This window comes from Rhodopirellula sp. UBA1907 (assembly GCF_002337565.1).
GTDB lineage: Bacteria > Planctomycetota > Planctomycetia > Pirellulales > Pirellulaceae > Rhodopirellula > Rhodopirellula europaea.
The window spans coordinates 27921-52467 of sequence record NZ_DDGH01000003.1 but is presented as its reverse complement, the minus strand read 5'-3'; the positions used below and the strand labels follow the sequence as shown (position 1 = coordinate 52467).

General features: G+C 55.2%; 25 protein-coding genes. 8 read left to right on the top strand and 17 right to left on the bottom strand.

Features of this window, described 5'->3' with window-relative positions; translation table 11 throughout:
* Window positions 1–92 precede the first annotated feature (92 nt).
* From B2R17_RS01340 to B2R17_RS01330, 3 genes are all read right to left on the bottom strand, one after another.
* Window positions 93–272 carry a YqaE/Pmp3 family membrane protein gene (locus tag B2R17_RS01340; protein ID WP_008661443.1) on the bottom strand — a complete coding sequence of 60 codons (180 nt, stop codon included), beginning with the start codon at window positions 270–272 and terminating at the stop codon, window positions 93–95.
* Between the two features lie 83 nt (window positions 273–355).
* Entirely contained in the window at window positions 356–619 is a 264-nt protein-coding gene (locus B2R17_RS01335) for a hypothetical protein (RefSeq protein ID WP_008661442.1), read from the bottom strand.
* A gap of 727 nt (window positions 620–1346) precedes the next feature.
* Complete coding sequence (locus B2R17_RS01330; protein ID WP_286762531.1) at window positions 1347–1571, bottom strand: carbon storage regulator; 225 nt, start codon at window positions 1569–1571, stop codon at window positions 1347–1349.
* A 387-nt stretch (window positions 1572–1958) separates the two neighbouring features.
* On the opposite strand from B2R17_RS01330, the gene B2R17_RS01325 reads away from it, so the two are divergent.
* Window positions 1959–2132 (top strand): hypothetical protein, encoded by a 174-nt coding sequence (locus B2R17_RS01325; RefSeq protein ID WP_286762530.1) that lies wholly within the window; start codon window positions 1959–1961, stop codon window positions 2130–2132.
* A gap of 195 nt (window positions 2133–2327) precedes the next feature.
* Here B2R17_RS01325 and B2R17_RS01320 read toward each other — a convergent pair whose 3' ends face one another.
* The 10 genes from B2R17_RS01320 to B2R17_RS01275 form a co-directional block, all read right to left on the bottom strand.
* On the bottom strand, window positions 2328–2681 hold the full coding sequence (locus B2R17_RS01320; protein WP_008661436.1) for a hypothetical protein: 354 nt from the start codon (window positions 2679–2681) through the stop codon (window positions 2328–2330).
* A 149-nt stretch (window positions 2682–2830) separates the two neighbouring features.
* Window positions 2831–4294 carry a sigma-54-dependent transcriptional regulator gene (locus B2R17_RS01315; protein ID WP_286762529.1) on the bottom strand — a complete coding sequence of 488 codons (1464 nt, stop codon included), beginning with the start codon at window positions 4292–4294 and terminating at the stop codon, window positions 2831–2833.
* Window positions 4295–4463: 169 nt separating this feature from the next.
* A complete protein-coding gene (locus B2R17_RS01310; RefSeq protein WP_286762528.1) occupies window positions 4464–5582 on the bottom strand; it encodes a glutamate--cysteine ligase 2 in 1119 nt (372 codons plus the stop codon).
* A gap of 86 nt (window positions 5583–5668) precedes the next feature.
* A complete protein-coding gene (locus B2R17_RS01305) occupies window positions 5669–6874 on the bottom strand; it encodes an amidohydrolase (RefSeq protein WP_286762527.1) in 1206 nt (401 codons plus the stop codon).
* Entirely contained in the window at window positions 6871–7200 is a 330-nt protein-coding gene (locus B2R17_RS01300) for a DUF4235 domain-containing protein (protein ID WP_008661428.1), read from the bottom strand. Before B2R17_RS01300 ends, B2R17_RS01305 begins: the two co-directional genes overlap by 4 nt.
* Window positions 7201–7316: 116 nt before the next feature.
* Entirely contained in the window at window positions 7317–7586 is a 270-nt protein-coding gene (locus B2R17_RS01295; RefSeq protein ID WP_008666933.1) for a hypothetical protein, read from the bottom strand.
* A gap of 5 nt (window positions 7587–7591) precedes the next feature.
* Window positions 7592–8077: a phage holin family protein gene (locus B2R17_RS01290; protein ID WP_008661424.1), complete on the bottom strand. Its 486-nt coding sequence runs from the start codon at window positions 8075–8077 to the stop codon at window positions 7592–7594.
* A 5-nt stretch (window positions 8078–8082) separates the two neighbouring features.
* The gene (locus B2R17_RS01285; RefSeq protein ID WP_286762526.1) at window positions 8083–8292 is read right to left on the bottom strand and encodes a hypothetical protein; all 210 of its coding nucleotides are present in this window, start codon (window positions 8290–8292) and stop codon (window positions 8083–8085) included.
* The gene (locus B2R17_RS01280; protein ID WP_008661422.1) at window positions 8289–8675 is read right to left on the bottom strand and encodes a hypothetical protein; all 387 of its coding nucleotides are present in this window, start codon (window positions 8673–8675) and stop codon (window positions 8289–8291) included. The genes B2R17_RS01285 and B2R17_RS01280 overlap by 4 nt, the downstream gene beginning before the upstream one ends.
* A gap of 2 nt (window positions 8676–8677) precedes the next feature.
* Window positions 8678–9109, bottom strand: coding sequence for a CsbD family protein (locus B2R17_RS01275; protein WP_008666929.1), 432 nt, complete (start codon window positions 9107–9109; stop codon window positions 8678–8680).
* A 501-nt stretch (window positions 9110–9610) separates the two neighbouring features.
* On the opposite strand from B2R17_RS01275, the gene B2R17_RS01270 reads away from it, so the two are divergent.
* Both B2R17_RS01270 and B2R17_RS01265 read left to right on the top strand, forming a co-directional pair.
* The gene (locus tag B2R17_RS01270) at window positions 9611–10066 is read left to right on the top strand and encodes a TIGR03067 domain-containing protein (protein ID WP_286762525.1); all 456 of its coding nucleotides are present in this window, start codon (window positions 9611–9613) and stop codon (window positions 10064–10066) included.
* 63 nt (window positions 10067–10129) lie between these two features.
* Window positions 10130–10618, top strand: coding sequence for a DUF1269 domain-containing protein (locus B2R17_RS01265; RefSeq protein ID WP_039963497.1), 489 nt, complete (start codon window positions 10130–10132; stop codon window positions 10616–10618).
* 115 nt (window positions 10619–10733) lie between these two features.
* Here the strand turns inward: B2R17_RS01265 and B2R17_RS01260 are convergent, their stop codons facing one another.
* On the bottom strand, window positions 10734–11834 hold the full coding sequence (locus tag B2R17_RS01260) for a YheT family hydrolase (RefSeq protein ID WP_286762524.1): 1101 nt from the start codon (window positions 11832–11834) through the stop codon (window positions 10734–10736).
* A 158-nt stretch (window positions 11835–11992) separates the two neighbouring features.
* Between B2R17_RS01260 and B2R17_RS01255 the strand changes: the two genes are divergently transcribed.
* From B2R17_RS01255 to B2R17_RS01235, 5 genes are all read left to right on the top strand, one after another.
* The gene (locus tag B2R17_RS01255; protein ID WP_286762523.1) at window positions 11993–12664 is read left to right on the top strand and encodes a hypothetical protein; all 672 of its coding nucleotides are present in this window, start codon (window positions 11993–11995) and stop codon (window positions 12662–12664) included.
* 163 nt (window positions 12665–12827) lie between these two features.
* Window positions 12828–14249 (top strand): mechanosensitive ion channel family protein, encoded by a 1422-nt coding sequence (locus B2R17_RS01250; protein WP_286762522.1) that lies wholly within the window; start codon window positions 12828–12830, stop codon window positions 14247–14249.
* A complete protein-coding gene (locus tag B2R17_RS01245; RefSeq protein WP_286762521.1) occupies window positions 14246–15514 on the top strand; it encodes a DUF2254 domain-containing protein in 1269 nt (422 codons plus the stop codon). The genes B2R17_RS01250 and B2R17_RS01245 overlap by 4 nt, the downstream gene beginning before the upstream one ends.
* Window positions 15504–16853 (top strand): mechanosensitive ion channel domain-containing protein, encoded by a 1350-nt coding sequence (locus B2R17_RS01240; RefSeq protein ID WP_286762520.1) that lies wholly within the window; start codon window positions 15504–15506, stop codon window positions 16851–16853. Before B2R17_RS01245 ends, B2R17_RS01240 begins: the two co-directional genes overlap by 11 nt.
* Window positions 16853–17881: an AI-2E family transporter gene (locus B2R17_RS01235; RefSeq protein WP_286762519.1), complete on the top strand. Its 1029-nt coding sequence runs from the start codon at window positions 16853–16855 to the stop codon at window positions 17879–17881. Before B2R17_RS01240 ends, B2R17_RS01235 begins: the two co-directional genes overlap by 1 nt.
* A 39-nt stretch (window positions 17882–17920) precedes the next feature.
* Here B2R17_RS01235 and B2R17_RS01230 read toward each other — a convergent pair whose 3' ends face one another.
* From B2R17_RS01230 to B2R17_RS01220, 3 genes are all read right to left on the bottom strand, one after another.
* Window positions 17921–19957 (bottom strand): flagellin, encoded by a 2037-nt coding sequence (locus tag B2R17_RS01230; protein WP_286762583.1) that lies wholly within the window; start codon window positions 19955–19957, stop codon window positions 17921–17923.
* Window positions 19958–20324: 367 nt separating this feature from the next.
* On the bottom strand, window positions 20325–22880 hold the full coding sequence (locus tag B2R17_RS01225; RefSeq protein WP_286762582.1) for a right-handed parallel beta-helix repeat-containing protein: 2556 nt from the start codon (window positions 22878–22880) through the stop codon (window positions 20325–20327).
* A 104-nt stretch (window positions 22881–22984) separates the two neighbouring features.
* The gene (locus tag B2R17_RS01220; protein ID WP_286762518.1) at window positions 22985–24004 is read right to left on the bottom strand and encodes an amidohydrolase family protein; all 1020 of its coding nucleotides are present in this window, start codon (window positions 24002–24004) and stop codon (window positions 22985–22987) included.
* Window positions 24005–24547: the final 543 nt, after the last annotated feature.

Sequence of the window (24547 nt, the reverse complement as noted above, 5' to 3'; positions counted from 1 at the left end):
GCGGAGGGAAATAGAAAAGGGCGACTAAGTGATTCGTTACACCACCGGGTCGCCCAATTCGATTTTGTCATCTTCTGCGTGGAGGTCTCGGCCTACAGCACGACCAACAACGCGTGGATGATTCCGATGATCCAGAAACCAACCAGTGTCAGCACGATGTTCAGCAGGAACTGAGTTCCAACGCCCTTGTCCATGTAAACGGCAAGTGGCGGGAGCAGGATCGCGAGAATCACCTTCAGCACGGTGTTTTCATTCTTTACAGCAGTCGTCATGTCAATCTCCTTGAATGGGGATAGAGTTCGTTAGCACAGGACCTTCCGCATGCTTGGTAAGCCGCGGATGGTCAATGCGTTGATCACTCGTCCGCGGGAAGGTCGATGTCAACGTCAGGCGTGGTGATGGTCTTTTCTTCCATGTCCACGTCCACGTCGGGAACCTTGACCTTGCTTTCCTCGGTCGTCACGTCGACTTCGGGGCCGTCCACGTCGTAGCCAGGCAGTTGACCACCGTCGACGTCCACGTCGGGCATCTCGCCCTCACGTGTTTTCTCAACATCACAACCAACGGTTGCAAAGCCCAGCGAAAGCGAAAGCAGCGTCATCAAAAATGTCTTGTTCATTTGGTTCTCAATTTGAATTGGACCGAGCAAGCGGCTTGTCGCCCGATCGAGTTAAGTGTTTCGCGTCATTGCCGCGGATGAACAAGAAAGGCAAACGGTGTGCCAAGGTTCGATAACGCCACGGTTTCACGAGCAGGCGGGCATCGCACGTCGCTGGTGGTTTTCTATTTCATGCTTGAAAAACACTGACTGCACGTGTCAAACAACGTCACGAACGCTGGGCAGCAAACAAGGAGCTTCATTTCAGAATTGAGAAGGCTGTTGCTCAGATAGGGTCTGCTGAGCGGCATCGCCGAGGATGCTTTTGACTCGCGACCGTTCAGCTTGTAGCAAACTCAAGCAATGTTTTTTCGCGACTTGCTTTGGAGGGCCGCGAGGTTTGTGGGGAGCAACCCGCGAGAGGAGCGGATGACCGGCTTCGATGCATCTTGGAAGGATTTGAAGCGATGTTCACCGCGCGTGCGGTCTTCCTGCAACGTCAGAGATTGCCAACAGCCAGAGTGGCGGGCAATACAAGCAGATTTTTTGCCTGGCGAAGCGGATGCAGGGGTCAAGTCGCTACCATGCGGATTGTAAGCGAAGCTGGCGATTCCGTTTCTCAAATATCGCAACGATGGATCGACGCACCGATGCCGCAATTCCTCCGAGGATGGAACAAGGTCGCTTTCGAGCTAGGGCGTCGATACCCTGATGAAAGCATATTCAAGATTGTCGCAGCTTAGCGGGCTCACGCGTGGTGCGCGGCAACATGAACTGAGGCAGCGGCGGTTCCGCCTTGTTGAGCGGATCGCGTTGCGACTGGTTCGCTGGCAAGCTCTCCTCGCTGAATCGAAACTTCACGGGGAGCGTCAATCGCAATCGAGACTCGGTTGCCGCTGATCTTCGACACAGTGACGACCACATTATCGCCAATGACCAATTTTTCGCCAACTTTTCGACTCAGTACCAACATCGTTTTCTTCCGTGCAACGAGGGAGCAATTGTTTGAGCGGAATTGAACGCAAACGACATACCGCAAATTCTCGTTTTCGGCTCAAGTTAGGTGCATTTCATTTGGTGTAGGCGAATTCACGGGGTTTTGACAGGAAAATTTTCCGGCTCCGCAAATGCTTCAAATACGAGGGGTGGTTCCAAATTAACCAACAGACGCTCAGTTTGAAGGAATTGCTCGGTTACCGGCCGATGCGGATCGTGAGGCGGGAACGGGCAACTGAGACATGTCAGCTTCCATTTTCGCAGCCAGATGAGAATTGCGGGCCGATTGGCACAGTCGTTGCGTCTGTTGTTCAATCGATGTCCCGGCTGTCTGCGGGGACGCACTCGAACGAAGGATTTGATCATGGCCAACGACACTGGCATCATTGAAGAAACAAAAAAAGCTGTGACCGAAAACGAGCGTCCGCTCGGCGAACAAGCTCCCGGAACACCATTCATCTTCGTCGCACTGAGCTACCTCGCGGTGCTCGCCGTCGTCTCCGGCGTCGTGGCATTGATCATGTGGTCAGCTAACTAGGCGAACGGTTTACCGCGATGCGTTCGGCGTCCACGGTCCGCGAGACTGAGACGCCACCGCATCCAATCGGCCTCAATCTAGGTGCGACGCGAACTTGGGCGAGTCGCCACGCAACGGGAAAAGCTCCGTTGCTGCGCAGAGAGCGACCGCCTCGCTATCAACCTGGCTTAGCAACAATCGCCTGTCGCTAGCCGGTCATTTTCCGGTTCCGGCGAGTTCTTCAATCTCGCCTAGCAGCTGTTCTAACTTTGGCGAAACCGAGGCGTGGGCGAGCTGCGTGGCGTTGCCATCGTCTTTTCGTGCGGCATCAATCATCGGCTGCAGTTCATCAACGGGTGGGCCGCTTTCAAACGTGCTCAGCAGACCCTTGAGCGCGTGTCCGACTCGAGCGGCTTCGCTCAGTTCAAGGCTCTCGACGTGCGTGTGCACCTGCTTCAGCATCGGAGGTCCATCTTCGGCTGCAATGCTGGCGAGCATCACGAGCATGTCTTCGTCACCGGCAACTCGCTGAAGAGCCGCGGCGAAGCGTTGGCGTTGGGCTTCGGTCATGGGAAAGCGGGTGGGGATAGTCGATCGAGCGAATGCCGATCTCTGGAAGGAAGGTGTGGGAAGTTCGTTTGTATCGCGATTCAACGAACTCTTTCGCGAACTAGCAACGCTGGGCGACGCCGTCAAAGCGGCGTCGCGCGATTGCCTGATCAGGACTCAACTGCAACGTCGCTTTTCAGCACGATGTTGTAGGAGTTGATTCTGTCGCGAAGTTTTCCGCGGGTAATTCCGAGAATCTCAGCTGCTTGGCTTTGGTTTCCGTCAGTGGCTTGAAGCACCTGCAGGATCACAAAGCGTTCCATGTACTCCATTGATTCGCCATATACATTGGTCGACTTTTCTTTCAGCAGACGCTGGACCAATTGTGGCAGTTGACTTCCTGGACCTTCATTTTCGAGCTTGTCGGTTTTGTCGGATTCCGATTTGCCTCCGCTGTGTCGCGAACCAGCAATTGCATCGGGCAATGTGTCAGGTGTGATGACGGGCATCACCGTGTCCAAAACGCATCGACGAATAACCGCTCGCAATTGTCGAACGTTTCCGGGCCAATCGTAAACTGTCAGCAAATCGACCGCTTCCGGTGACAAGCCTTCCAGATCTGGTTTGTTGAACTCGACCTTTGCTTGTGCTAGGAAGAACCGAATCAACGCGGGCACGTCGCTCAATCGATCGCGAAGAGGCGGCAACTCGATGGTGACACCATTGAGTCGATACAGCAGGTCTTCGCGATAGTCGCCGTCTTCCACCATTTGTTCGAGTGGTCGGTTGGTCGCGGCGATGATTCGAACGTTCGTTGTTAGTTCTTTGTTGCCACCGACTCGCTCGAAGCGTTGTTCCTGCAGAACGCGAAGAACTTTTGCTTGGACGGTGGGGGCCATGTCTCCGATTTCGTCCAAGAACAGCGTGCCGCCATTGCACTGTTCGAACTTACCGATCCGGCGTGACTCAGCTCCGGTGAAGGCACCCTTCTCGTGACCGAACAATTCGCTTTCGAGCAAATTATCTGGTAGAGCGGCACAGTTCACCGCCAGGAACGTCTCATCGCGTCGATGGCTGTATTGGAAAAGCGCTCGAGCAACGAGTTCCTTCCCCGTCCCGCTTTCGCCACGAACCAAGATCGGCACATCTTGCTTGGCAACCTTCCCGACTGCTTTGAAAACATCCAGCATGACTGGTGAACGACCGATGAACAGTTCGGCCGATTGATCGCCACCTTCGTCGTCAGCCGAGATCGCAACTGGAACGCTGCTGATCTGTCGCTGCTCGATCGCTTTCTCAACGAGGTCGCGAAGTGACTCGACGTTCAATGGTTTCGCGATGTAGTCGAAGGCGCCCAACTGCATCGCTTCGATCGCGGTGTTGCTGGCCGCTTCGACAGTCATGAAGATCACTGGAATGCGACGATCATGCTCGCGAATTTCGCAATAGACGGCCAATCCGTTTTGATCGGGAAGCTGAATGTCCAGAAGCACCGCATCGAATTCGCCTTCGCGAAGCAGTCCTAAACCGTCTGCGGCATTCGCGGCGACCGACACGTCGGCAATGGGAGCCAGCGCCTTCTCAGCGAGAGCTAAGATGGTGCGATCGTCGTCAATGACGAGTAGGTTGGGCATGGATTTGGACCACTTTGAGCGAGGTGCGGATTGGGCCCCCGTCTCATTGTGAGGGGCTTGGAGAGCGGTGCCTGCTGCCATAGGAGATCACCCAGTGTGAAAGATTATCGTTTGAAGAATCGTTTGTCGATCAGTTTGGTTGATGGCCGAGCAATTTTCGGGCCAACGATCAAGCGAGGATGGCGGATGGGACGGTTTCGGAGACTACGCTAGCGACCACACTGCTCAATTCTCCGCCTCGCCTCTGACGATCAGCACCCGTTCCCGATTTGATCAACTCGTTTGCGAATGCTTCGACCGGACGGGCCTCGCCGGTCGCTTTGAGTGCAGGATCGAGTGCGGTCATCAGGCGATTGAGTAGTTCCGACGCGGGAACCATCTCGCAAGATTCAGGGTCAACGAGTTGATCGTTCATCCCATAGCGGGCCGCGTGCCAGATCGCGTAGGACAAAACGGAGGGGCGAATCGAGGCGATCGGTTTGCCCAGTTCCTCTTCGGAGACCGCAAGCATCACGATTGCGCGGATCATGCCGACGTAACCCACCGTTTCCTCAACCCGAGTCATCACGTCGGCGGCTCGAAACTCGATCGTGGGAACACGAGTGGGTAGGCGAATGTCCCAATACAGAAAACTCTCGTCTTTGATCGCTCCGCAAGCAACCAAGTCATCCACGCAGCTTTGATAATCGGCCAACGAATCAAAGTGGGCTGGTGGGCCCGCCATTGGCCACTGTGCCCAAAGCTCGCGACGATAACTCGCATAGCCAGTGTCGACGCCATCCCAGAAAGGTGAATTCGCAGTGATCGCTTGCAAAATGGGAAGCCAACGACGGCAACGATTCATGACTTGGATGCCGAGTTCGCGGTCTTCCATCGCGACGTGCACGTGGCAGCCGAAGATGAACAGATCTCGAGCAATTTGCTGGTACCGATCCGTCATCGCTTGATAGCGATCCTTCGGAGTCAACGCTTCGTCCGCAGGGATCGGCAACGGGTTTGTGCCAGCGGACGCCAGCTCCGATTCATTCGAGCGAGCCGCGTCAATCAGCATTCGTCGTGTTTGCGTGAGAGCGTCACGGACTTCTTCCAGTGAGCTGCAAACGTCCGACGCCATTTCGATTTGGTTCAAATGCAATTCGTGTTGGATCTCTGAGTGGGCTTCCTCGGAGCCACCGTTGCGACGAATCGTTCTCATGACCTCTTTGCAGTTCGGTATCAATGCTCCGCTTTGTGGATCAACAAGCTGATACTCTTCTTCAACACCAACGGTGGGGACTTTGAAAGACACGGTTGTTCTCCGATCAATGTAGGATCCGCCGATTGGAAACCAGACCGGACAGAAACGAAGTGGATGAGACGAAAGAGATGAGCGGTCTAGGCGGAAGCCACACTGGGATCATCAAGGATCGCTGCCAACGCCAGAACGCTGGCGCCGATTGGCAATGCGGATTCATCAATGTCGAACTTGGGTGTGTGGAGCGGTTCGCTGCCGACGTCGATTCCGGCAACACCTAGCCGAAACATTGCCGCGGGAACTTGCTGGGCCATGAATGAAAAGTCTTCGGCGCCCATGCTTGGCTGCGCGATGTCGCGAACGTTGGCCTCACCAAGAATTTCGATGCCAGCATTGCGAAGCCGTCGCGCGATTGCCGCGTCGTTGATCACGGGAGGCGTGTGCTGCCCAAATTCCAAATCAATGCGGCAGGAATGAATAGATGCGATTGACCGTGAGGTCTCGGCCATCATCTCTTTTGCTTTCTCGGCACTCTCCGAGGACAGTGTTCGCAGCGTTCCGCTGATCGAAGCCGATGAAGGCACCACGTTGGGCGCGTTGCCGGTGTGAAGGCTGCCAACGTTAATGACGACCGCATCGCGAGCATCAATCGCACGCGGGACTCGTCGATAGATATCGACCACCCACTGCGCCGCGGCACCGACGAGATCGCCGGTGAGATGCGGACGTGCGCCGTGACCACCTTGGCCGGACATTTCGACAGTGAATAGATCGCAACCCGCGGTAAAGGCTCCTTCGCGAACTCCGATCGTGCCAACGGGGCGAGTTGGATCCACATGCAATGCGATTGCCGAGTGGACGCCTTGCAACGCACCGGATCGAATCATGTGCAGGCCACCGCGGCTCGTTTCTTCTGCCGGCTGGAAGATGATTCGGCTGTTGACCGCCATACCTTCGCTGGCAAGTTCGGTCAGGATCGCAGCGGCGCCGTATGCCATCGCGGCATGCGCGTCGTGACCACATGCGTGCATCACCTGATCCGTGCCACTCGCGTACGGGTGCTGGACCATCGTCTGAATCGGCAACGCATCGATGTCCGCACGAATTGCGGTTCGTCCGAGTTCTCTGGGTTCGCCGATGTCGACGAACAAGCCTCGGTTGTCTTCCGCGAGGGTTGGCTTGAGTCCGAGGTCGGAAATGATCTCCGCCAGGAACTCGGTCGTTCGATACTCGTAGCCGGAGAGTTCAGGATAGCGGTGGATGTAGCGGCGAACTTCTCGGATTTTGATCGCGTGTTTCCGCGACAAGGTCTCAAGCCGATCGTGCACGTCTTCCGTCGTCATCATGATACCGACCGCATTGACCGATACGCCGAAGATGATGCACGACGAGATGCGATGCGTGCGGCACCCACAATCGCACCGGACACAGCGCCCCAAAGCAACGCTTCACGCCACTCGACTTCGTGCGAAGTTGGGTTCTTGGGCGGATCGCGTTTCAAGGCTGCTTTCCAACCTAGTTGCAAGCCTTGGCGAACCATGAACGTGCATCCGATCGCGGCGGCAAATGCGATCATGTTCTCGGCCTGTCCGATACCCGCGTTGCGACCATCCGCTTCATCGTCGAAGAGGTTCGCGGCGCGGTCTTTGATCTGTTCAAGTTGTTCTTGCATCGAAGTAATTCCCTAAAAAAAGAGCAACCGTTTCGGATTGCTCTGGCGAGTGTTGTGTCACGCGATCGAAAAGGAACGCGTTGATGAAACGGTGCTATGAGCGTTCGCGTTGGTGACTACGGTTTGAGTTTCCAACCGACCATAACGCCCAATCCGAATGCCCAGCAGGCGGCGACATCGGGATGGTCCTTGGCGTATTCCTTGGCCAAGCCAAAGAGGTCCTGGGCTGGTTCTTTGACGTAGTGCTGAGCGGCGTCTTTGCCGAACTCGACTGCACCAGCGGTGACTCGGTCGGCAGCCACGCGAGCCTGGTCGGACATGCCATTCATGTCCGAAGGATTCGACGTGGTGCCGGGTTGACTGTGTTGAGTGGATGCTTCGTTCATGACGATTACCTTTCAGAAAGGGGAGAGACTGGGTCGGGTGTGTAATAGTGAGGTGGCTCGCGAAAACTCTGGAACGATTCGCGACGCATTTGATTTCGCGGGGATGTCGATGGTGAGATCATCGTGGCCTTCAGCCAGCGAACGTTCTCGGCCAATTCGGACTTCGTTTCAGACATCGCTGCGGTTGCGGCTTGAATCGCCTTGCCCGCGATGAACATCAAAATGCCGACAACAACGAAAGTTGCGACCGCGAGCGTCAGTAAAGCACCGCCGGTCGAAAGTTCAGTTAGCTCGTCGAGCAAAAATCCGAAACCGACCAGCAACACGGTCAGTGCGGAGCCTGCCAAGGCAACCGCGACGGCGGTGAAGATCGCGGCATTGGTCAGCTTTCGTTTCGCCGCTTGTGCATCGACTGACAACAATTGCAGTTGCAGTTCGCACAGGTCGAGAACGTCTCGCAAGACTTTTTGGATGCTGGCGTTGTTGGGCATATCGATCACGAAGGTCGGCGTTTTACGAACCAACCAAGGGCGATGCCGACGACGCCAGCCGCAACAAGCGATGCGGTTGGGTACTTGGCAACGGATTGGTTGATGAATTTCAATTTGCTAGGCGACTCGCCATCGGCGTTGGCGTGGCGAGACTCGGGCAGAGCCTCGTCAAACTCAATGCGCCTGGGCGGTCGCGAATGTGCGGGAGCAATCATGTGGATGTTCGGTTGGTCAAGATGCGGTTGATTTGTTGTGCAGCCACGGAGCTGGCCTGCCTCAACGCGAGTGTCATCACGGTTCCGGCAATGCCTGCTACCAAACCCTTCTTCGCTGGCGCGGGGGTCGACTCAGTACCGCTTGGTGTTTCGCGGATAATGATTCGCTCCGGCGTTCGCTTGTGGGGAACGACCAGGAATCCGAGTGCCGCGACACCTGCCAGGATCGGCAATGGGTGCCGCGACATGTGATACTTCCAATCCGTCAGTTGCCGAACTCGGACGCGAGCATCGTCAACTTCATAGGGAAGCTCCGTTCGGATCTCAGCCATTCGCTGTTTGATCGCGGCGGATTGTTTCTTCGTTGCAAGCGTGGTCGCCATGACTATTTCTTGTTACCGAAGAACAGGATTGCACCAGCGGCGATACCGAGTCCGAACGCGATCGCCAACGATTCGCCGGGACGTGTACGGACGGTGTCGGCCAATTTGGCCCCGTACTCACCAGACTGCGATGCCAGGCGTTGATAGTTTTGCCGAGCGTAGGCGGCGGCATCTGCTGCGGCGGCCTGGGCGGCGTCGCTGTATTGCTGAACGGTTTCGGATGCTTGCTCGGTGAAGTTCCGGCTCAACACGCTGTCGAGAAACTTTTCGATCTCGTTTTGCGTCGCACCAGTCTTTTGTTGAACGACTCCGACCAGCTGCTCAGCCGAACCACGAGCTTGTTGCAGGTCGTCTTCGGTCAGCTGGCCCCAATGCTCTTTCAAGCGGCCTTTGACTTCGTTCCAGTGACCCTGCAATTCTTGACGATTAACCATGGGTTGAACTCCTTTAGATGTGTGTTGTCTCGGTTGCGATCTCGTCTGAGATGGCGAAGGGAGAGAAACGCATTTCGCGGGCCAAAACGACTTCGCATTTCAAAATCGCCGTGATAGTTCGTGGTTTGGCTATAGCGGGCGTTGGCGAAAACGCTGTTGGGGGATTCGTCGGTCCGAGTCAGCGTTTCTTTGGCAACGTCGTTTGAAACGGGTTTGCGGATCTTCGCCGGTGCTTTCGAGAGCACGTTGGTCGGTCGTCGTTCAGTGGGACGCGTTGATTCAGTCTTCGGCACCGATTGCGATTGGCTCGTGTGGTCGTACGCAAAAATCGAGTCCGGCAATTGCCAGCTGGTATGGCGATTGCGTTCGATTGGCACGTTAAGAAAGTTCAACTTCCCGAGGCGTGCGCTCGACGCAGTCGCTGACTGACAATGCGAAGGCATTTAGCTTTCCTCGGCGAGTATGAAAACAATCCAATCACATCTAAGAAGGATCCGTCCCATGCCACGCTACGCAATGCTTGCCGTTTTGCCTTGTCTCTTATTTGCCCCAGTTGTTCCGGTCCAAGCCGATGAGCACACCGATTCCATGCTCAAGCGACTGGCGGGAGTTTGGGAAGTTGAAGAGGGAGTCAACCAAGGCGAGGAGATCCCGGAAGAGGAACTGGAAGGAACGATCATGAAGTTCGAGAAGAACATGATCGTCACCTATGACCGTGAGCAACGCGAAGTTTATCGAGCTTTGTTCACGCTCGATGAAACGAAGAAGCCCGTTCACATCGACATGACAACCGAGATGAAAGGGATGCCTCCGATGAAGTCGTTCGGAATCATCAAAATGGAAGAAGGCGATGAATTCGAAATCTGCTACGCGTTGCCCGGTGCGGATCGTCCGAAGAAGTTCGAGTCTCCAAAGGGCAGCAAGGTGATGTTGTTTGAGGCTGAACGCGAAGACTGATCTGAGCGAAACGATTCCCAGCGAAGTCCCTAATTGATGCAAACCAATTCCCAGGAGAAAGTCATGAGTCAGCAATGCCTAGTTGCAGAGTATTCCAATCGCGAAAAGTTGGCGGTCGCCGTTGAGGCCCTTCAAAAGGATGGTTACACGCCGGATGATTTCAGTGTCATCACGGCGGCTGAGCATCCGCATGAAGTTGCAAGTGACAATGCCGGGAGCGACATGGCGTCGTCCCCACCAGCGGAAAAGACGACGGGTGCAGCGACTTTGGCCGGAGGTGCTATCGGGGCCCTGTTGGCCGCTCCCACCATGATCGGGCCGTTTCTAGTTGCCGGTCCGATCGCCGGAATGGCTGCGGGAGCGGTGGGTGGCGGCTTGCTCGCGTCGGTCAAAACGTGGGGTTTGGACGACAAGGCGAGTGCCAACTACGAGTCCAACCTGAACGCCGGGTCATCGCTGATCGTGATTGAAGGCGACAAGGCGAAGCTCAACACAGCCGCCCAAACGCTGAAGACGTGCGACCCGGTTTCGGTCGAGCGTTACGAAGCCTGATCAAGGTTGTCACTCGGTCGAATGATCGCGATCGCTGGATCGCGTGTGGCTGAATCCGTTCATAGCGGGTCAGCCTATTTTTATGTCAGCGTGTTGGTCATCGTTGATCGCCCAATCACAGGATCGCGTCGAAGAATGCGATTGTGGACGCTTCGTGCCATCGTTGTCGGTTTTGATCAAAGAACCCGGTATGGCCACCGGATTCGCACAGGATCGGGTAAAGAGCCTCGTTCTTTTCCCATTCGATTCCTTCGAATACTTCCGGGACGACGACGGGATCGTCCTTGGCATGCAGAAGCAATGTGGGTGTGCGAATCGATTGCATGGAATCGACCGCTGAATTTTCGGCGTAGTAGTCTTTGGCTCCCTCGTATCCAAAACGCGGGGCGGTGAACTGATCGTCAAGTTCCCAGACGGACGAGACGCTGTTCAGCGTGGATCGCTCTTCGTCGGTTAGCTCCGCGGAGCTTCGCAGCAGTTCATCGCGTTGCTTGTTCAAAAGATATTGGTCGAATGCCTGATTCGATCCCGTTCGCAAGTTCTTCGATGTGATTTCCATGTCGAGCGGCGCGGAGACGCTGACCGCCGCATCGAGGTTGGATTCCGCACCGGATTCCGCCAGATACTTCAGCAATAGATTGGCACCCAGCGAGAATGCCACGCACGCGAGGCCGTTTCGCGTCCACTCTGGTCGTTCTGCTCTCAGGTGTTCGGTGAGGTGGCAAACATCGGCGGTCAAACCCGGGTGATGAAAGCGAGTGCACTTTGAAGCCGATTGTCCCGCACGACGATGATTCCAAAGCAAAACGTCGTATCCGTTGGTGTTCAGTCGCTGGCCCAGCGAACGCATATAGCGACTCAGTGCGTGTCCGCCCATTCCGTGAAAGACGGTGACCAATGGTTTGTCGGCTTGTTTGTCAGTGGCGGGAAAGTAGTAGCAGCTCATCTCATCCGGTGGAGTGTGGTCGTCAGGAACAGAGATTCCAATCGCGTCTGGCCGGGTATCTAAGGACAGCTGCGGATTCAACCATTTCACTGAAATTGTTTGCAGCCAACCGCCGTGGCAAAGCGGATGCGGCTGGAAAGGCTCGATCGCTTCGATGCGATCCGCCGCCGCAGTAACGCGTTTGTCACGGGTTGTTGAATCGTCGGCCATCGTGTCGCTTTCGTAGAAAAGAAGCTTGTGAGTTTCCTTGGAGTCTCGCTTCAGGATCATGCAAACAAAGCAAGGTGCTGCGAGCAAGTCGTGCGTTCGGCGTCGTTGAAGGACAGTGCCAAAAAGGACGCGAATTTCAGGCCAAAGCGATTTGGAACGGTGTTTGCGTAGATCCCCTCATAACAACTCTTCCATCAAACTGAACTCGGGGATCGACGATGACACACTCAACCAATACACGACACGCCGCCGTGGCGATCGTGGCCACGGCGCTGACCGTGATGTTCGCGATTACGGTCGCCAATGCCGATGATGGCCTGTTCGATAACGACGGTGCCTCCACCGCGGCCGGCGACATTCTGGAATCACGTGGCGATTTAGCGGAAGGATTGGGACGTGGTGCTGTACTGCGGTCACTTTCCGCAGAACGGTTCCAAGAAGCGATCGACAAGCAACTCGAAAACAGAAAAGAATCAGTCGAGTTGTACTACGACATCAAGCAGCTTCGTGAAGATCAATTGAAAGAGGATCGGATGTCAGCATCAGATCGAATGAAAATCGCGAACAAGCAAAAGCCTGATCGGTTGAACGAGAATCAGATCAAGCGGGAAACTGGGGAGATCTACTGGCCCGAGCCGTTGGATAGTCCTGTCCTGGAACCCTACCGACGTCCAATCGAAAAGACGCTCGCGAAACGCCATCAACCCGATGCTGAATACCGGGAATTTGACTTCATCAAAGTTCACCGGATGGTGAAACGGATGGAAGAAGCGATCGATTCGATCAGAGATGAATTGGATGTCCGTGAACTGGTCGCGTTAAAGGACTATCTGGTGCAGATCGATTACGAAGCACGCTTCGATAGCAAGAACAATCGCGTCGACTTCTGATCAGCTGATCGGAGTCCGCGTCTCTTTGAACGAGATGCCCAAGTTCATTCATGAGCTTCGTGGCATCTGTCTTCCCCCTATGCCGTTCCTTTGAGCTTCGTTCGCGACGGCCCATTGGAATTAGTGTGCCCGTTTGGTTTTTCCCCGCATCCGTTGTGTTTTCATGTATCGATTGATTGTCCTTGCTCGTGCGTTGCTGCTTGGTCTGACGCTGCTGGTTTGCGTCGGCTCACGGGCGGTGAATGCCCAGGACGAAACTCCCACGGCCGATGACATTGCCGCTGAGGTGACGGGCGACGGTCAGGAAGGCGACAAAAACGCTGTCCAGGTCGCGGACGAAGTTCAGGTTGATCCGATCAACAGTGACCAGCGAATCGAAACGCGGTTGCAAGAGATCATGGAAGCCACCGGTTGGTTCACCGACCCAGAGGTGAAGGTTGATCGCGGCGTCGCTTTCCTTAGCGGGACATCGGACACCAAGGGGCACCGCGAATGGGCGGAGTCAACCGCGATCAAAACCTCGGACGTGGTCGCCGTGGTCAACCGACTGAAGGTTGCCGAGCTTCCGCTCTGGAATTTCGCTCCTGCGATCGCATCGCTTAAACAACTTGGCCGCGAAGCAACCGGCGTGCTGCCGTTAGTCTTGGTCGCGTTGGCTGTCGCGATTCTGTCTTACTTTCTAGCTCGTGCCGGCGCGGGACTGACTCGTTGGTTCACTCGTTCGCGAATTGACAGTGCCCTGTTGCGGCAAGTCGTTGGCAATGTGGTCGGGGTTTTGATCTTCATCATCGGTGTCTACGTCGCGTTGCGAGTGTCTGGATTGACCAGGTTGGCGGTCACTTTGCTTGGTGGTACGGGGTTGGTTGGCTTGGCGTTGGGGTTTGCTTTCCGCGACATTGCTGAGAACTACTTGGCCAGCATTCTGATATCGCTGAATCATCCTTTCCGCGTGGGCGATTTGATCGAGGTCGAGGGAGCCAAAGGCTTCGTTCGCAAGGTGACGACTCGCGGAACAGTGCTGAACACGCTGGACGGCAACCAAATTCAAATGCCCAACAGCACCGTCTACAAAGGCAAGATCGTTAACTACACGGCGACACCGCTGAGTCGACGTGACTTCACCGTTGGGATCGGGTTTGAAGATTCGATCGTGGAAGCGCAAGAGATTGTCATGTCGGTTTTGGATGATCACATCGGAGTGGTCAACGACCCGGCCCCAATCGCGATTGTTGAATCCCTCGGGTCCGCGACTGTGAACTTGCGAGTCTACTACTGGTTCGACCAAACGACTCATTCGCCGTTGAAGGTAAGCAGCAGTGTCATTCGATTGGTGAAGCAAAAGCTGACCGACGCGGAAATCACCATGCCCGATGAGGCTCGTGAGTTGGTGTTCCCACGAGGCGTGCCAGTTCAAATGGTGGAGCAATTGCCGACGGCACCGCCGACTTTGCCCGAGAAGTCTCTGTCTGCTGATGAACCCACCACGTCCGTTGGTGAAGGTGATTTGGGAGCCGAGCAAACGGAAGTCTTGCGTGCAACAGAACACGATGAGACGGTTGAGGGTGAGGCGAACCTGATTGCATGAAGGCCTACCTCCAACAACTGCTGTATCGAATCAAAGGAAGCTATTGGTTCATTCCATCGCTGATGGTGCTATCCGCCATCGTGCTTTCGCAGGTCACCATTTGGATTGATCGAAGCGTCGGCAACGCTTGGTTGCAGGATTACTGGTTCACATCAATGAACCAACCCGACGGAGCACGCGCGTTGCTTGCGACCGTTGCGGGATCCATGATCACCGTGGCCGGCGTGACGTTCTCGCTGACTATCTTGGCCGTCTCGCATGCAACCTCGCACTTCGGTCCGCGATTGCTGGACAACTTCATGCGAGATCGAGGCAATCAAATCACGCTCGGAACCTTTGTCGCGACGTTTTTGTACTGTCTGTTGGTGTTGCGAGTCGTTCGTGGCGGTGCGGTGCCCGAAAGTTGGGACTTGTCGGTGGAGGCGTTCGTACCGCAACTTTCGCTGTTTGTCAGTCTGGTGCTGACGATTGCCAGTGTCGGTGAACTGATCTACTTCATTCACCATGTGCCGGACAGCATCCACATTTCGACGGTTCTGCGTCGATTGTCGGTCGACATGTCCGAGAAGTTCGATGAGCTTTATCCCGAAACGGTGGGGCAGGCGTTGGACGAAGAGGAAGACGTTCCGAGCCTATCCAGCGACTTTCTGCACACGGTGCGATCGGATGTTACCGGCTATTTGCAAGGGATCGATGATGATGAATTGATCCGATTCGCAAAGGATCACCAGGCGGTTGTCCGGTTGATCAAACGCCCAGGCGATTTCATTCGTCGCAGTGAGATCATCGCGGAGGTGACTCGGACGGCCGATTGGAACGAGGATCACGCGAAGAAGATCCGCCATGGTTTCGCGATCGGATATTCACGAACGCCTACTCAAGATGTGTTTTTTATCTTGAATGAGTTTGTCGAAGTCGCGACGCGGGCGTTGTCGCCGGGGGTGAACGATCCGTTCACCGCGATGCAGTGCATCGATTGGTTGTCGGATGGATTGGTTCAGTTGTCGCAAAGAAAGCTTCCGACGCCCTACCGGATGGATGAACAAGACGAACTACGAATCATCACGACCGAGGTGACGCGTGCGGACTTCGTCCAGTCGATGCTTTGGCAATTGGTTCCTTATGTGCGAAACGATCGAAACGCATCGCTCTACTTCATCGAGTCCATGAAACGGGTGATTGAAATATCAAATTGCAAAACGCTCAACCAATTGATTGAAGAACCCATTCGCGATCTTGAAAAGGCCCTCGAAGATGAAAACTGATTTCCGAAAGAGTGGCGAGCGGCGATGGTGTGACTGGGGGTGTATCGTGATTCGATGTGTTCTATTCCTCGCAATCACCCTTTTTATTTCAGTGGGCGCTTATCGCGTTGCCGCACAAGAAACGAGCGAGACGGAAACGGTCGAAGACGCTAACGCGCCGGCCGAAACTGTTTCGGTACAGAACATCAGTGATGACGATGCGATTCGCGATCGGCTGACGAAGATCTTTGATTCAGCCAAGGAAGCCGGTTGGCTATCCGATGCGGAGGTCGAACTGAAGAGCGGCATCGTAACCATTCGCGGTCAGGCCGATACGGAGGAACATCGTCAGTGGGCTGAAAATGTGGCTCGCAAAACCGAAGACGTTGTCGCAGTGATCAACGAGCTGACCATCGATAGCGCCGTCGATCTCGCCTCGACGCGTGAGGTGGTCACGAAATCCTTGGACTCCTTGTGGACCGATTTTCTGGTTCGGTCTCCGCTGTTGGTCGCCGCGTTGTTCGTTGTGCTGGTGACCTCGTTGCTGTCGAAGCTCGCGAGTTGGAGCATCCATCGGTTGCTGGACAATCGTGGGATGCGCACCAGCCTCAAAGATTTGGTCAATCAGCTGTCGTCGATCGCGATTTGGATCGTTGGATTGTTGATTGCCACGGTGGTCGCGTTCCCCGGCATGACTCCGTCCAAGGCATTGACCGTTCTGGGTTTGGGTTCGGTAGCCATTGGTTTCGCGTTCAAAGACATCTTCGAGAACTTTTTCGCAGGGATCCTGATCCTGTGGGGATATCCCTTTGATCGGGGCGACTTCATCACATGTGGCGATCTGACCGGCGAAGTCAAGCAGATCACCATTCGCAACACTTTGATTCGAAAACTGGATGGCGAATTGGCCGTCGTGCCCAACGCGTCACTATTCAAGAACAACGTTGACGTGTTGACCAGCCAACCACAACGCCGAGTTCGCATCATTTGCGGAGTCGCCTACGACGAAGACGTCGACCAGTCTCGCGATGTGATCAAGCAGGCGGTTCAGGGATGTGAGAGCGTGCAGGGCAAGCGGACCGTGGAAGTCTTTGCCAAGGAGTTTGCTGATTCCAGCATCAATTTCGAGGTCGCTTGGTGGGCGGGATCTAAACCGCTGGACATCCGTCGTAGTCGCGATGAGGTCGTCGCGGCGATCAAACGTGATCTGGATGCCGCAGGAATTGAAATCCCATTCCCGTATCGCACGTTGACATTCAAAAACCCTGAACACCTTGGCTTCCAGTCGACTGAGTCGGCTGGCGAATCAAGCGGTTCCGACGATAGCCACTTCACTCAAACCGAAGAAAGTGAATCCTGATGGATCACACCGCATTTACCCGACGTGTCCTGCTGGCCAGCGGCATTGTCCTGTTGGTCGTTGCAATCGCTGGATTGCTCTACGTCGCACGGAACTTGTTGCCGTTGATCTTTGGATCAGTGCTAATCGCGGTTGTTCTGAACCAATTGGCCGATCTGATTGGACGTTGGAGTCCGCTGGACCTGTCACGAAACATGCGAGTTGGTTTGGTGATCTCCACGATCGCGGTGTTGTCTTGTTTGACGATGTATTCGTTTGCAAACTCGGCGGCGCAGAAAGTGGCTCAGTTCAAAGACCGCATCGAAAATTCGGTGCAGGAGAGCTTTGAATCAGTCAAACAACAACCGCTGGTTGAGGATCATTTGAAGGAAGATGCGAAGCTCAGTTCGATGATGCCTTCCTCCGGAAAATCCATTGGGCTGGCCAAAAACTTCTTCACGTCCGCGTTTGGTGGGATGGCGGACTTGCTGATCCTGCTTTTCCTTTCGATCTACTTCGCTGTCAGTCCCGACAAGTACCGCGTAGGTGCGATTCGGCTGCTCCCGACCGGTTGGCGTGATAGGACATCGAATCTTTTAACCGAATCCTCCACCATGTTGTGGCGATGGATGATCGGACGTTTGATCGCGATGGCTTTGGTTGGAATCGTGTTCGGGATCGGCTTGGCCGTGATCGGTGTGCCGATGCCTTTGGAACTGGGCGTGTTCGCTGGTTTGGTGACCTTCATTCCCAACATTGGTGGCATCGCCGCAGTCGTGCCCGCGTTGCTGCTGGCGTCGCAACAAGGATCGACAGCGCTCGTCAGCGTTCTGGCTCTCTACGTTGTGATCCAAACCATCGAAAGCTATCTCATCACACCGATGGTTCAGGAACATCAAGTCGAGCTGCCACCGGCAATGGTGATTATGGCTCAGATCATCGGGGGCTTGATCTTTGGGTTCTGGGGCATCGTTTTCGCGACGCCAATGTTCGCGGTCAGCATGCTGTGGATCAAACAGCTTTACGTCGAAGATTGGCTGGAAAGCTGATTGAATCGGGGCTCATGGCTCGCCAAACTTGCGATCACGCTATCCCAGCAGTGACAAAACGTTTCGCGGGTTTTGATTGGCCAGTGAAAGCACGTTGGTGCCTGATTGAACGAGTACCTGCGCGCGAGTCAGGTTTGCTGATTCTTGAGCGAAGTCGGCATCGCTGATGGATGACATCGCTTCTTGAAGGTTCGCTTTCGTTTCACTCAGCGAGACGAGGCTGCTTTGCAGGGTTGTGGTTTGGAACGATCCCAATCGTCCGCGCATGTTCGAGACTTTCTCCATGACCTCGTCGATGACCTTGGCCGCACCGTGAACATCGTTCGTCAGCGACATGGATTGCCCGCTGCCAAGCTCGTAAAGACGCCCCGCACTGCCGCCGAGTTTTCCTGTCGAGACACTTCCGATTCCAAGTGACGCTTGCTGCGTGCTGGTCGCACCCGGTCCGAGCTGGAACGTGGCTCCTCCGCCGGTGATGCTGAAGCTGAAATTGGTGCTGCTACCGTCTTCAACGGTGATCGACAGGTCCAACGTGGCGGTGTTGATCGCGAGCTTGTTTCCGCTTCCACCAGCCTTCACTCCGTTGACGGTTGCTTCGACGTCGCTTCCAAGAGCAAGCGTTTCACTCAGATTGCTTTCAAACGCGCCTCCGTCGCCTTCACCAATCACTTCGATTTCGACGGACTCCCCGCTGCCGTAGTCTTGGCTCGTGAAGTTGAGCCCATTCTCTGTGCTAGCAACCACCCCGATTGAATCGCTGACCAAGTTGACCGCGTCGGCAATTTGAAGAGCGGTCGCACCACCGGAGAACTGAAAGGTTTCGCTGCCCTTGCTTCCTCTCAGTTCGAAGATGAGATCTCCGTTTAGCTTGGGCTCGAAATTGGTAGTGTTAGGATTGAAATCATCCGCGGTCAGGTTCAGGCGTTGCGACGGTCCGGTGGTTTCTTCTCCATCGCTGTCGATCACCGTCGCCGTCAGTTCGGTGCCATCGGAAAGTGCCGGAATGTCGTTGACCAGCTGAGCAATGTCGACGAACCCTTTGGATGTCTCGTCGGTACCCAAAGCGATGTTAACGGTGTTGGTCTGTTCATCGTAGGACGCCGTGGTCGCGGCTTGATCCGAGTCGGTGTATGCAATCGCGATGTTGCCGCCGTCACTGCGGGCAACTTCGATCCCAGCGTGAACCGGCCGGACGACTCCTGTTTGATGTGTATTCTCGAACTGCCCTCCCTCCCAATTGGCCTCGATGCCGGGCAGACTGTTGATCGCTGACGCACTGAAGGCGATGCTGTGCGGCTGATCATATGAGTCATAACGTAGCGTCAAAACGCCATCATTGATCGATGCTGCGGGAAGGCTGTTGAAGTTACCGTCGTCGATGAATTGAACCGAGTCGAAATCGCCAGTGATACGGATACCACTGTCGTTCAGCACCGCGTGATAGTACGTGTTGGTTTCGAGCTTGCTGGTCGCAACCGCATCACCATCCAGAGGCGGATCAAACGCGCCCGCATCAATGGCAATGTCTGCTTTCGTCGCTGCGGCCGCAACGTTGACTTCCACGTCTACGCTGCCCGCCGTGCCTAGATTTGCTTGGTCAATCGCGTAGTCAGCTATCCCAGGCGTGGTTGAGAGCGTGCTGAAGTAGTCTTGCGAACCGTCGAGCAACTTTCGACCTTGAAAGGTGGTCGTTTGAGAGATCCGATTGATGGCCTCGAGCGACGAGTCGATCTGCAGTTGATTGGCAGCAATCTCAGCGTTCGAAAGCCCGCCGGTGTTGGCCGCTTCCACGACCAAGCCGCGGATGTCATTGAGCAAGTTTCCGACTTGGCCGAGCGCGGCGTCGGCTGTACTGATGATCTGACTGGCACGTGTCGTGTTGCTAATCGCTTTGGTCAGTCCGGTGATCTCCGCCCGTAAAGCTCCGCTAGCCAAAACACCGGCTGGGTCTTCCGAACCTTTGTTGATTCGCAATCCCGTTGACAGACGCGTGAGCGACTGCTGCAAGTCGTTGTTGCTGGACGCCAAGCGGTTCTGGGCGACCAACGACGAAACGTTGGTGTTGATACGGGTCATGGCAGCGTGAGCGAGGCGAGCCAATAGTTGTTGCGAGAATGACGACAATGAGTCGACAAACCATGACACGTTTCCAAGCGATGGCTGATGTCGCAACCTAGTTGTGCTCAAAAATTAGCGTGAAAGCCTCTCGCCTTCTGCCGCATTCAGTACAGCCGCATCAATCCGGTCAGCCAGCACAAAATTCTTGATTGCATTTCGATTTTCGATCATGCACCCGTCAACGACGAGTTGAATGACGTAACTTCCGGATTTTCAGGTTAAAGCTGCAAACGAGTCTTCGCTGAACATCGCCACGCTTTTCTGCAAATTCGCAATGCGGTGAACGTCAATAGGAATGGGTGCCGTTGGGCGACTGGATCATTGCTCACTCCGTACGAGTCAATTGCAGGTCGTCGAGAAGGACCACCGCATCGGTGTCCGCTTGGCTGACTAAACCCAACCAGTCGAGTTGGTTCCACTTGTCGCTCACGAGCGGCAACTGGTCAATCGTTTTCGTCGGCTGGTTGGGGATCGATACCGAGACGCTCCAATCGCCCGCATCCTCTCCCAGTTTCGCGGTGACCTCGATCAGAATCCACTCGTTGATCGGGAGTTCCGTCAGAACGCGATTTGAAGAACGTAGCTTGCCGTTTTCAAACCACAGGCTGGGGCCGGTTCGGTAAGGGTGGCTGGAATCTCGCCACTCATGCTGGAACACAGAGTTCTTTCCCAGTCGGATCGCGAACTGGCAACTCGTTGTGCCTTCGCTGTGCTTGGGGCTGAGAGTCATCATCGGATAGTAACGATGCTTCTGACCGGGCGTGTCGGTGAACTGCAAGACCTTGGTCCCGCTTCTTGCCACCGGTGACTCGATCGCCTGGATTCCACCGAGTTCCGGCGTGACCGAAACGGATGAGCCAACCGGAAGATCGCCGTATTCAAAGTCATTGCGAAAGGTGAGCGGCGGAGGGGGAGGTGCCTGACGCAATTCCGGCAACGGAAGCGACTTGGCGTGTTCTTTCCATGCTTCGTCACCATAGACGCCTGCTTGCGATGCATCGAATGGCTGGAAGCCAATCGTTTTCGCGACCGATGGGTCTGCAAACCGGAAATCATCGTTCAACGGATCGACGAACAGCGGATCCGCAACGATTGAACTGTCGCTTGTATCGGCCTTTCCAAGCTCAACCGGCTTGCCCATTCGCCAATAGAGGTTGCCACCAATATCAACGCCGTCATCGCCCCAGTTGCCATGAAACAATTTCTCGGAATCCCACAGAACGATGTTCCGCTCGTAGGTGAAGGAAAGATGCTTTTCAACTCGAGTTCGCCGGATCTGGTATTCGCGGCCGAATGCAAAGATGTTGTTGCGAATCACATTTTCGCGTCCGTAGTGCTGGTGATAGCCGCCAGACTTGGTGCGATAAACGAGGTTGTTTTCCAGCAAAATGCCGGTGCTGCCTTCGTCGTTGTACAGCCCCCAACCTCCGTATCCCCATGACTCGATGTCGTGAATTCGATTCCCCCGCAGCACGGTGCCGGGCGACGGCCCCAGCGTGTAGATTCCGCCCATGTCACTGAGCCAGCCTTTGCCGAGGTGGTGGATGTGGTTGTTTTCGATTCGATTTCCCGATGCCAGACTTCGATCGTATCCCCAACGCCAACCGACCGAGATGCCGGTGTAGTACATGTTTGAAATTTCGTTGTGCGTGACTTCGTTGTCAGCACTGTTGCCAATCCAAACGCCCACCGCACATGGAAAGAGATGCCCGGCATCGTAGATGATGTTGTTGTCGACAACGATGTCGTGAGTCCATTCGGATTCGTTCGATGCAATTCTTGTTTCACCAACACGCACTCCACCTGCGCCCAAGTCGTGCACGAAGCACTGCTTCAGGAGGCCTCCCGTGCAGCCCTTGCGGAACCAAATGCCATACCCACCGGTGTGACCAATCTCGCAACGATCGAACACGACGTTTTTCGTCCCGTCGATTTGCACTGCGGCCTCGATCGGAGAGGCCGCTTGGGATGGATCAAAGCCGGACCGCGGCGTGAGCATGCCGCAATGTCGGAACGCGATGCCGCGAAATTCCAGGCCTTCAACGAACTGATCGTTCGCCGCGTCGCCCTGGATCGCTACCAGCTCTTCGCAGACGGGAACGATGAACTCAGCATCCTCCATCGATTCACCCGCACGAGGTCGGTAGCTGAGTTTTCCTCCCGGTGCCAGGAAGAACTCCCCCGGTTCGTCGAGCGCCGCGGCAAAATTTTCAAGGACGTAACCCGTGTTACGTGTCAGCGGATTCCAACTTTTCATCTTTCGCCCCGAGATGACCAACTGGCCGTTCTTCGCATCGGCGCTGTCCAGGAATCGGCGGGTGGTATCCCATTTGTGAAACGCCAGGATTTGTACTTCTCGAATCTCTTCCGGAGTGAGTCCTTCCAGGCTGGCAATGTCTTCTGGACGTACTGAGATTGTTTGCCGAGCACGCCTGCCGCCGTCGATCGGTTGTTCTCGGCATCCAACCATGTAGTGAAAAAAATTGTCCGGTTCGCGTGCTCTTGCAGCCCGCTTCCCGTTGACCCACATCTGTTCGAAACGCCATTCCAGCGGAAGCTGCGTCGTCCAAGTGCCTCCTTCGCCTTCGGACCACTGAGCCGAAATCAGACGACCTCCTGAGATCACCGGGTTTGTCCCTGGTAAGGCTTCGTAAACCACGTTTCCATCGCCGACTTCAAACGTCAACGGCCGCGCGATTTCATAACGACCATTTCCCAGGAGAACACGAGCGGATTCACTTGGTCGATCAATCCGGAGTTTGCGGATCGCGTCGCGGGCTTCGCTCAGGGATCGAAAGGGGCGGGGCTTACTTCCGTCACCACCAGCAGTTGCATCGGCGGCGACATGGAGATCCCAATCGCTGTACGCGATATTCGACATGGTCAGAAGGACCAGAAACAGGCAGGCAGTTGTCTTCATACAAAATGTTTGAATGGGAGATGGACAAAGAGAACGGGGAAGGCGGCGGCAGTCGCACCAGCATGTTAGTCAACGACGCCTTCTCCAAGATCCTCTCGCGGCGTCCACTTGTAGGCCGCGAGGGAGTTTTTCCAGAAGTACTTTTCCTGGAGCTCACGTGGTTTGTCAGCGAAGTATTCTTTCGCGATGCCCACGACTTCTTGCAATGGAGCCGCTCGGTCACTGTTGGGCCAATCGCTGCCAAAGAGGATTCGGTCGTCTCCAAACACCTCGATCAGTCGATCCAGGCCTGGACGATGCACCTCCAGATCTTTCACGATCTTGCCTGAGACGCGATGAATCAAGCCCGAGAGTTTGACAAAGACATTCATTCGATGGTGCAAGTCATTCAGGACGTTGTCGTAAGCCACTTGGTTGGCGGCGGTTGGCTCCAATCGTGGCAGGTGATCGATGACGATGCGCAAGTCTGGCAAACGTTCGTTCAGCTTCACGACCGCTTCCAGCAATCGCACAGATGGGTTGGCAACATCCAACGACAGATCGAGATCCACCATCAAACGCATCCCTCTCATGAACACGTCGTCCTCGATCATCTTCGTCAGATCGTAGCCCCACAGGGTTCCGTAGCGGATTCCTCGAAACAGAGGGTTCTTCGCATGTCGAGCGAGAAGTTCACCAAAGTCCGGCTTCTCTGGCCTCAGATTGCCGACCAGTCCCAGCATCATGTCGTCGGGCTGCATGACTTGCAGTGCCCACAGGTTGTCTTCCACCCACGGACTGGCTTCGACCTTGATTGCACCGGTGATTCCCAGCGGAACAGCAAGTTTGCGATAGTCAGCCGGCAGGGCGGTGGTGGGAGAATCGCCTCCGGGACCAACGTAGGGTGCACCCTGTGGACGCGATCCGTCAAAGAGATGAATGTGGCAATCAATGATGGGAATCGGTTCTTCTTGGGGACTCGGTGCCGCAATCAGAGGTTCCGTCATCGCCGCTGCTCCCACGGCAACGGTTCCCTTCATGAATCCGCGGCGGGTCGTGTGTTCGTCGGATGGGACCGAACGATCGGAGAAGGATTCACTGCTCATGCTGTTACTGGTCTATGTAGAGGTCGTGCAGTTTTTAAGTGCTATGCTCGTGACGTCCTGCGAACCTCGCCCTTTGGCAAAGGGCGAGTCGATTTTGCTGTCGGTTGGCCGCTCTTGGCCGACGTCCGCAACTTCGACGGGCAAGAGTGCCTTTTTGTACCCCACATCTTTTGGGAGCCGCTTGCGTTGGGAATACAAGCGGTTCGAAGCCAAACATCCCTTGCCCAAGAACCATTAGTGTTCGATCAGCGGAGATTAGTGTTCCCTTGACCGCGCTGGCGGAACACTAATCCACTCTGATTGGACACTAATCTTTGGTGTTTCGAGATGTGGGGTATAAAAAGGCAAGAGTGCCCATCCTACAGACATCCAAAACCTGGACGGGCAGGAGTGCCCATCCTACATGGGTTGAAAGCTCATTGTCGGTTCAATCGACAAGTGGCAGCGGGAGGATTGCGAGCGTTCGGCGAGAACTACGGAGGAGGCGAGTGCGTGTTGTTTCCCATGCGCGGCCCCCTCCCTCGCGTACGCCTGAACGGCGTC

What these genes read in the sequence shown, in the direction of transcription:
- B2R17_RS01230 (WP_286762583.1), bottom strand. Translation starts at nt 19,957, where the DNA reads ATGACCCGTATCAACACCAACGTTTCGTCGTTGGTCGCCCAGAACCGC.
- B2R17_RS01290 (WP_008661424.1), bottom strand. Translation starts at nt 8,077, where the DNA reads ATGCCCAACAACGCCAGCATCCAAAAAGTCTTGCGAGACGTTCTCGAC.
- B2R17_RS01335 (WP_008661442.1), bottom strand. Translation starts at nt 619, where the DNA reads ATGAACAAGACATTTTTGATGACGCTGCTTTCGCTTTCGCTGGGCTTT.
- B2R17_RS01320 (WP_008661436.1), bottom strand. Translation starts at nt 2,681, where the DNA reads ATGACCGAAGCCCAACGCCAACGCTTCGCCGCGGCTCTTCAGCGAGTT.
- B2R17_RS01240 (WP_286762520.1), top strand. Translation starts at nt 15,504, where the DNA reads ATGAAAACTGATTTCCGAAAGAGTGGCGAGCGGCGATGGTGTGACTGG.
- B2R17_RS01270 (WP_286762525.1), top strand. Translation starts at nt 9,611, where the DNA reads ATGCCACGCTACGCAATGCTTGCCGTTTTGCCTTGTCTCTTATTTGCC.
- B2R17_RS01330 (WP_286762531.1), bottom strand. Translation starts at nt 1,571, where the DNA reads ATGTTGGTACTGAGTCGAAAAGTTGGCGAAAAATTGGTCATTGGCGAT.
- B2R17_RS01260 (WP_286762524.1), bottom strand. Translation starts at nt 11,834, where the DNA reads ATGATCCTGAAGCGAGACTCCAAGGAAACTCACAAGCTTCTTTTCTAC.
- B2R17_RS01250 (WP_286762522.1), top strand. Translation starts at nt 12,828, where the DNA reads ATGTATCGATTGATTGTCCTTGCTCGTGCGTTGCTGCTTGGTCTGACG.
- B2R17_RS01235 (WP_286762519.1), top strand. Translation starts at nt 16,853, where the DNA reads ATGGATCACACCGCATTTACCCGACGTGTCCTGCTGGCCAGCGGCATT.
- B2R17_RS01275 (WP_008666929.1), bottom strand. Translation starts at nt 9,109, where the DNA reads ATGGTTAATCGTCAAGAATTGCAGGGTCACTGGAACGAAGTCAAAGGC.
- B2R17_RS01225 (WP_286762582.1), bottom strand. Translation starts at nt 22,880, where the DNA reads ATGTCGAATATCGCGTACAGCGATTGGGATCTCCATGTCGCCGCCGAT.
- B2R17_RS01265 (WP_039963497.1), top strand. Translation starts at nt 10,130, where the DNA reads ATGAGTCAGCAATGCCTAGTTGCAGAGTATTCCAATCGCGAAAAGTTG.
- B2R17_RS01305 (WP_286762527.1), bottom strand. Translation starts at nt 6,874, where the DNA reads ATGATGACGACGGAAGACGTGCACGATCGGCTTGAGACCTTGTCGCGG.
- B2R17_RS01295 (WP_008666933.1), bottom strand. Translation starts at nt 7,586, where the DNA reads ATGAACGAAGCATCCACTCAACACAGTCAACCCGGCACCACGTCGAAT.
- B2R17_RS01245 (WP_286762521.1), top strand. Translation starts at nt 14,246, where the DNA reads ATGAAGGCCTACCTCCAACAACTGCTGTATCGAATCAAAGGAAGCTAT.
- B2R17_RS01280 (WP_008661422.1), bottom strand. Translation starts at nt 8,675, where the DNA reads ATGGCGACCACGCTTGCAACGAAGAAACAATCCGCCGCGATCAAACAG.
- B2R17_RS01325 (WP_286762530.1), top strand. Translation starts at nt 1,959, where the DNA reads ATGGCCAACGACACTGGCATCATTGAAGAAACAAAAAAAGCTGTGACC.
- B2R17_RS01255 (WP_286762523.1), top strand. Translation starts at nt 11,993, where the DNA reads ATGACACACTCAACCAATACACGACACGCCGCCGTGGCGATCGTGGCC.
- B2R17_RS01220 (WP_286762518.1), bottom strand. Translation starts at nt 24,004, where the DNA reads ATGAGCAGTGAATCCTTCTCCGATCGTTCGGTCCCATCCGACGAACAC.
- B2R17_RS01300 (WP_008661428.1), bottom strand. Translation starts at nt 7,200, where the DNA reads ATGCAAGAACAACTTGAACAGATCAAAGACCGCGCCGCGAACCTCTTC.
- B2R17_RS01285 (WP_286762526.1), bottom strand. Translation starts at nt 8,292, where the DNA reads ATGATTGCTCCCGCACATTCGCGACCGCCCAGGCGCATTGAGTTTGAC.
- B2R17_RS01315 (WP_286762529.1), bottom strand. Translation starts at nt 4,294, where the DNA reads ATGCCCAACCTACTCGTCATTGACGACGATCGCACCATCTTAGCTCTC.
- B2R17_RS01340 (WP_008661443.1), bottom strand. Translation starts at nt 272, where the DNA reads ATGACGACTGCTGTAAAGAATGAAAACACCGTGCTGAAGGTGATTCTC.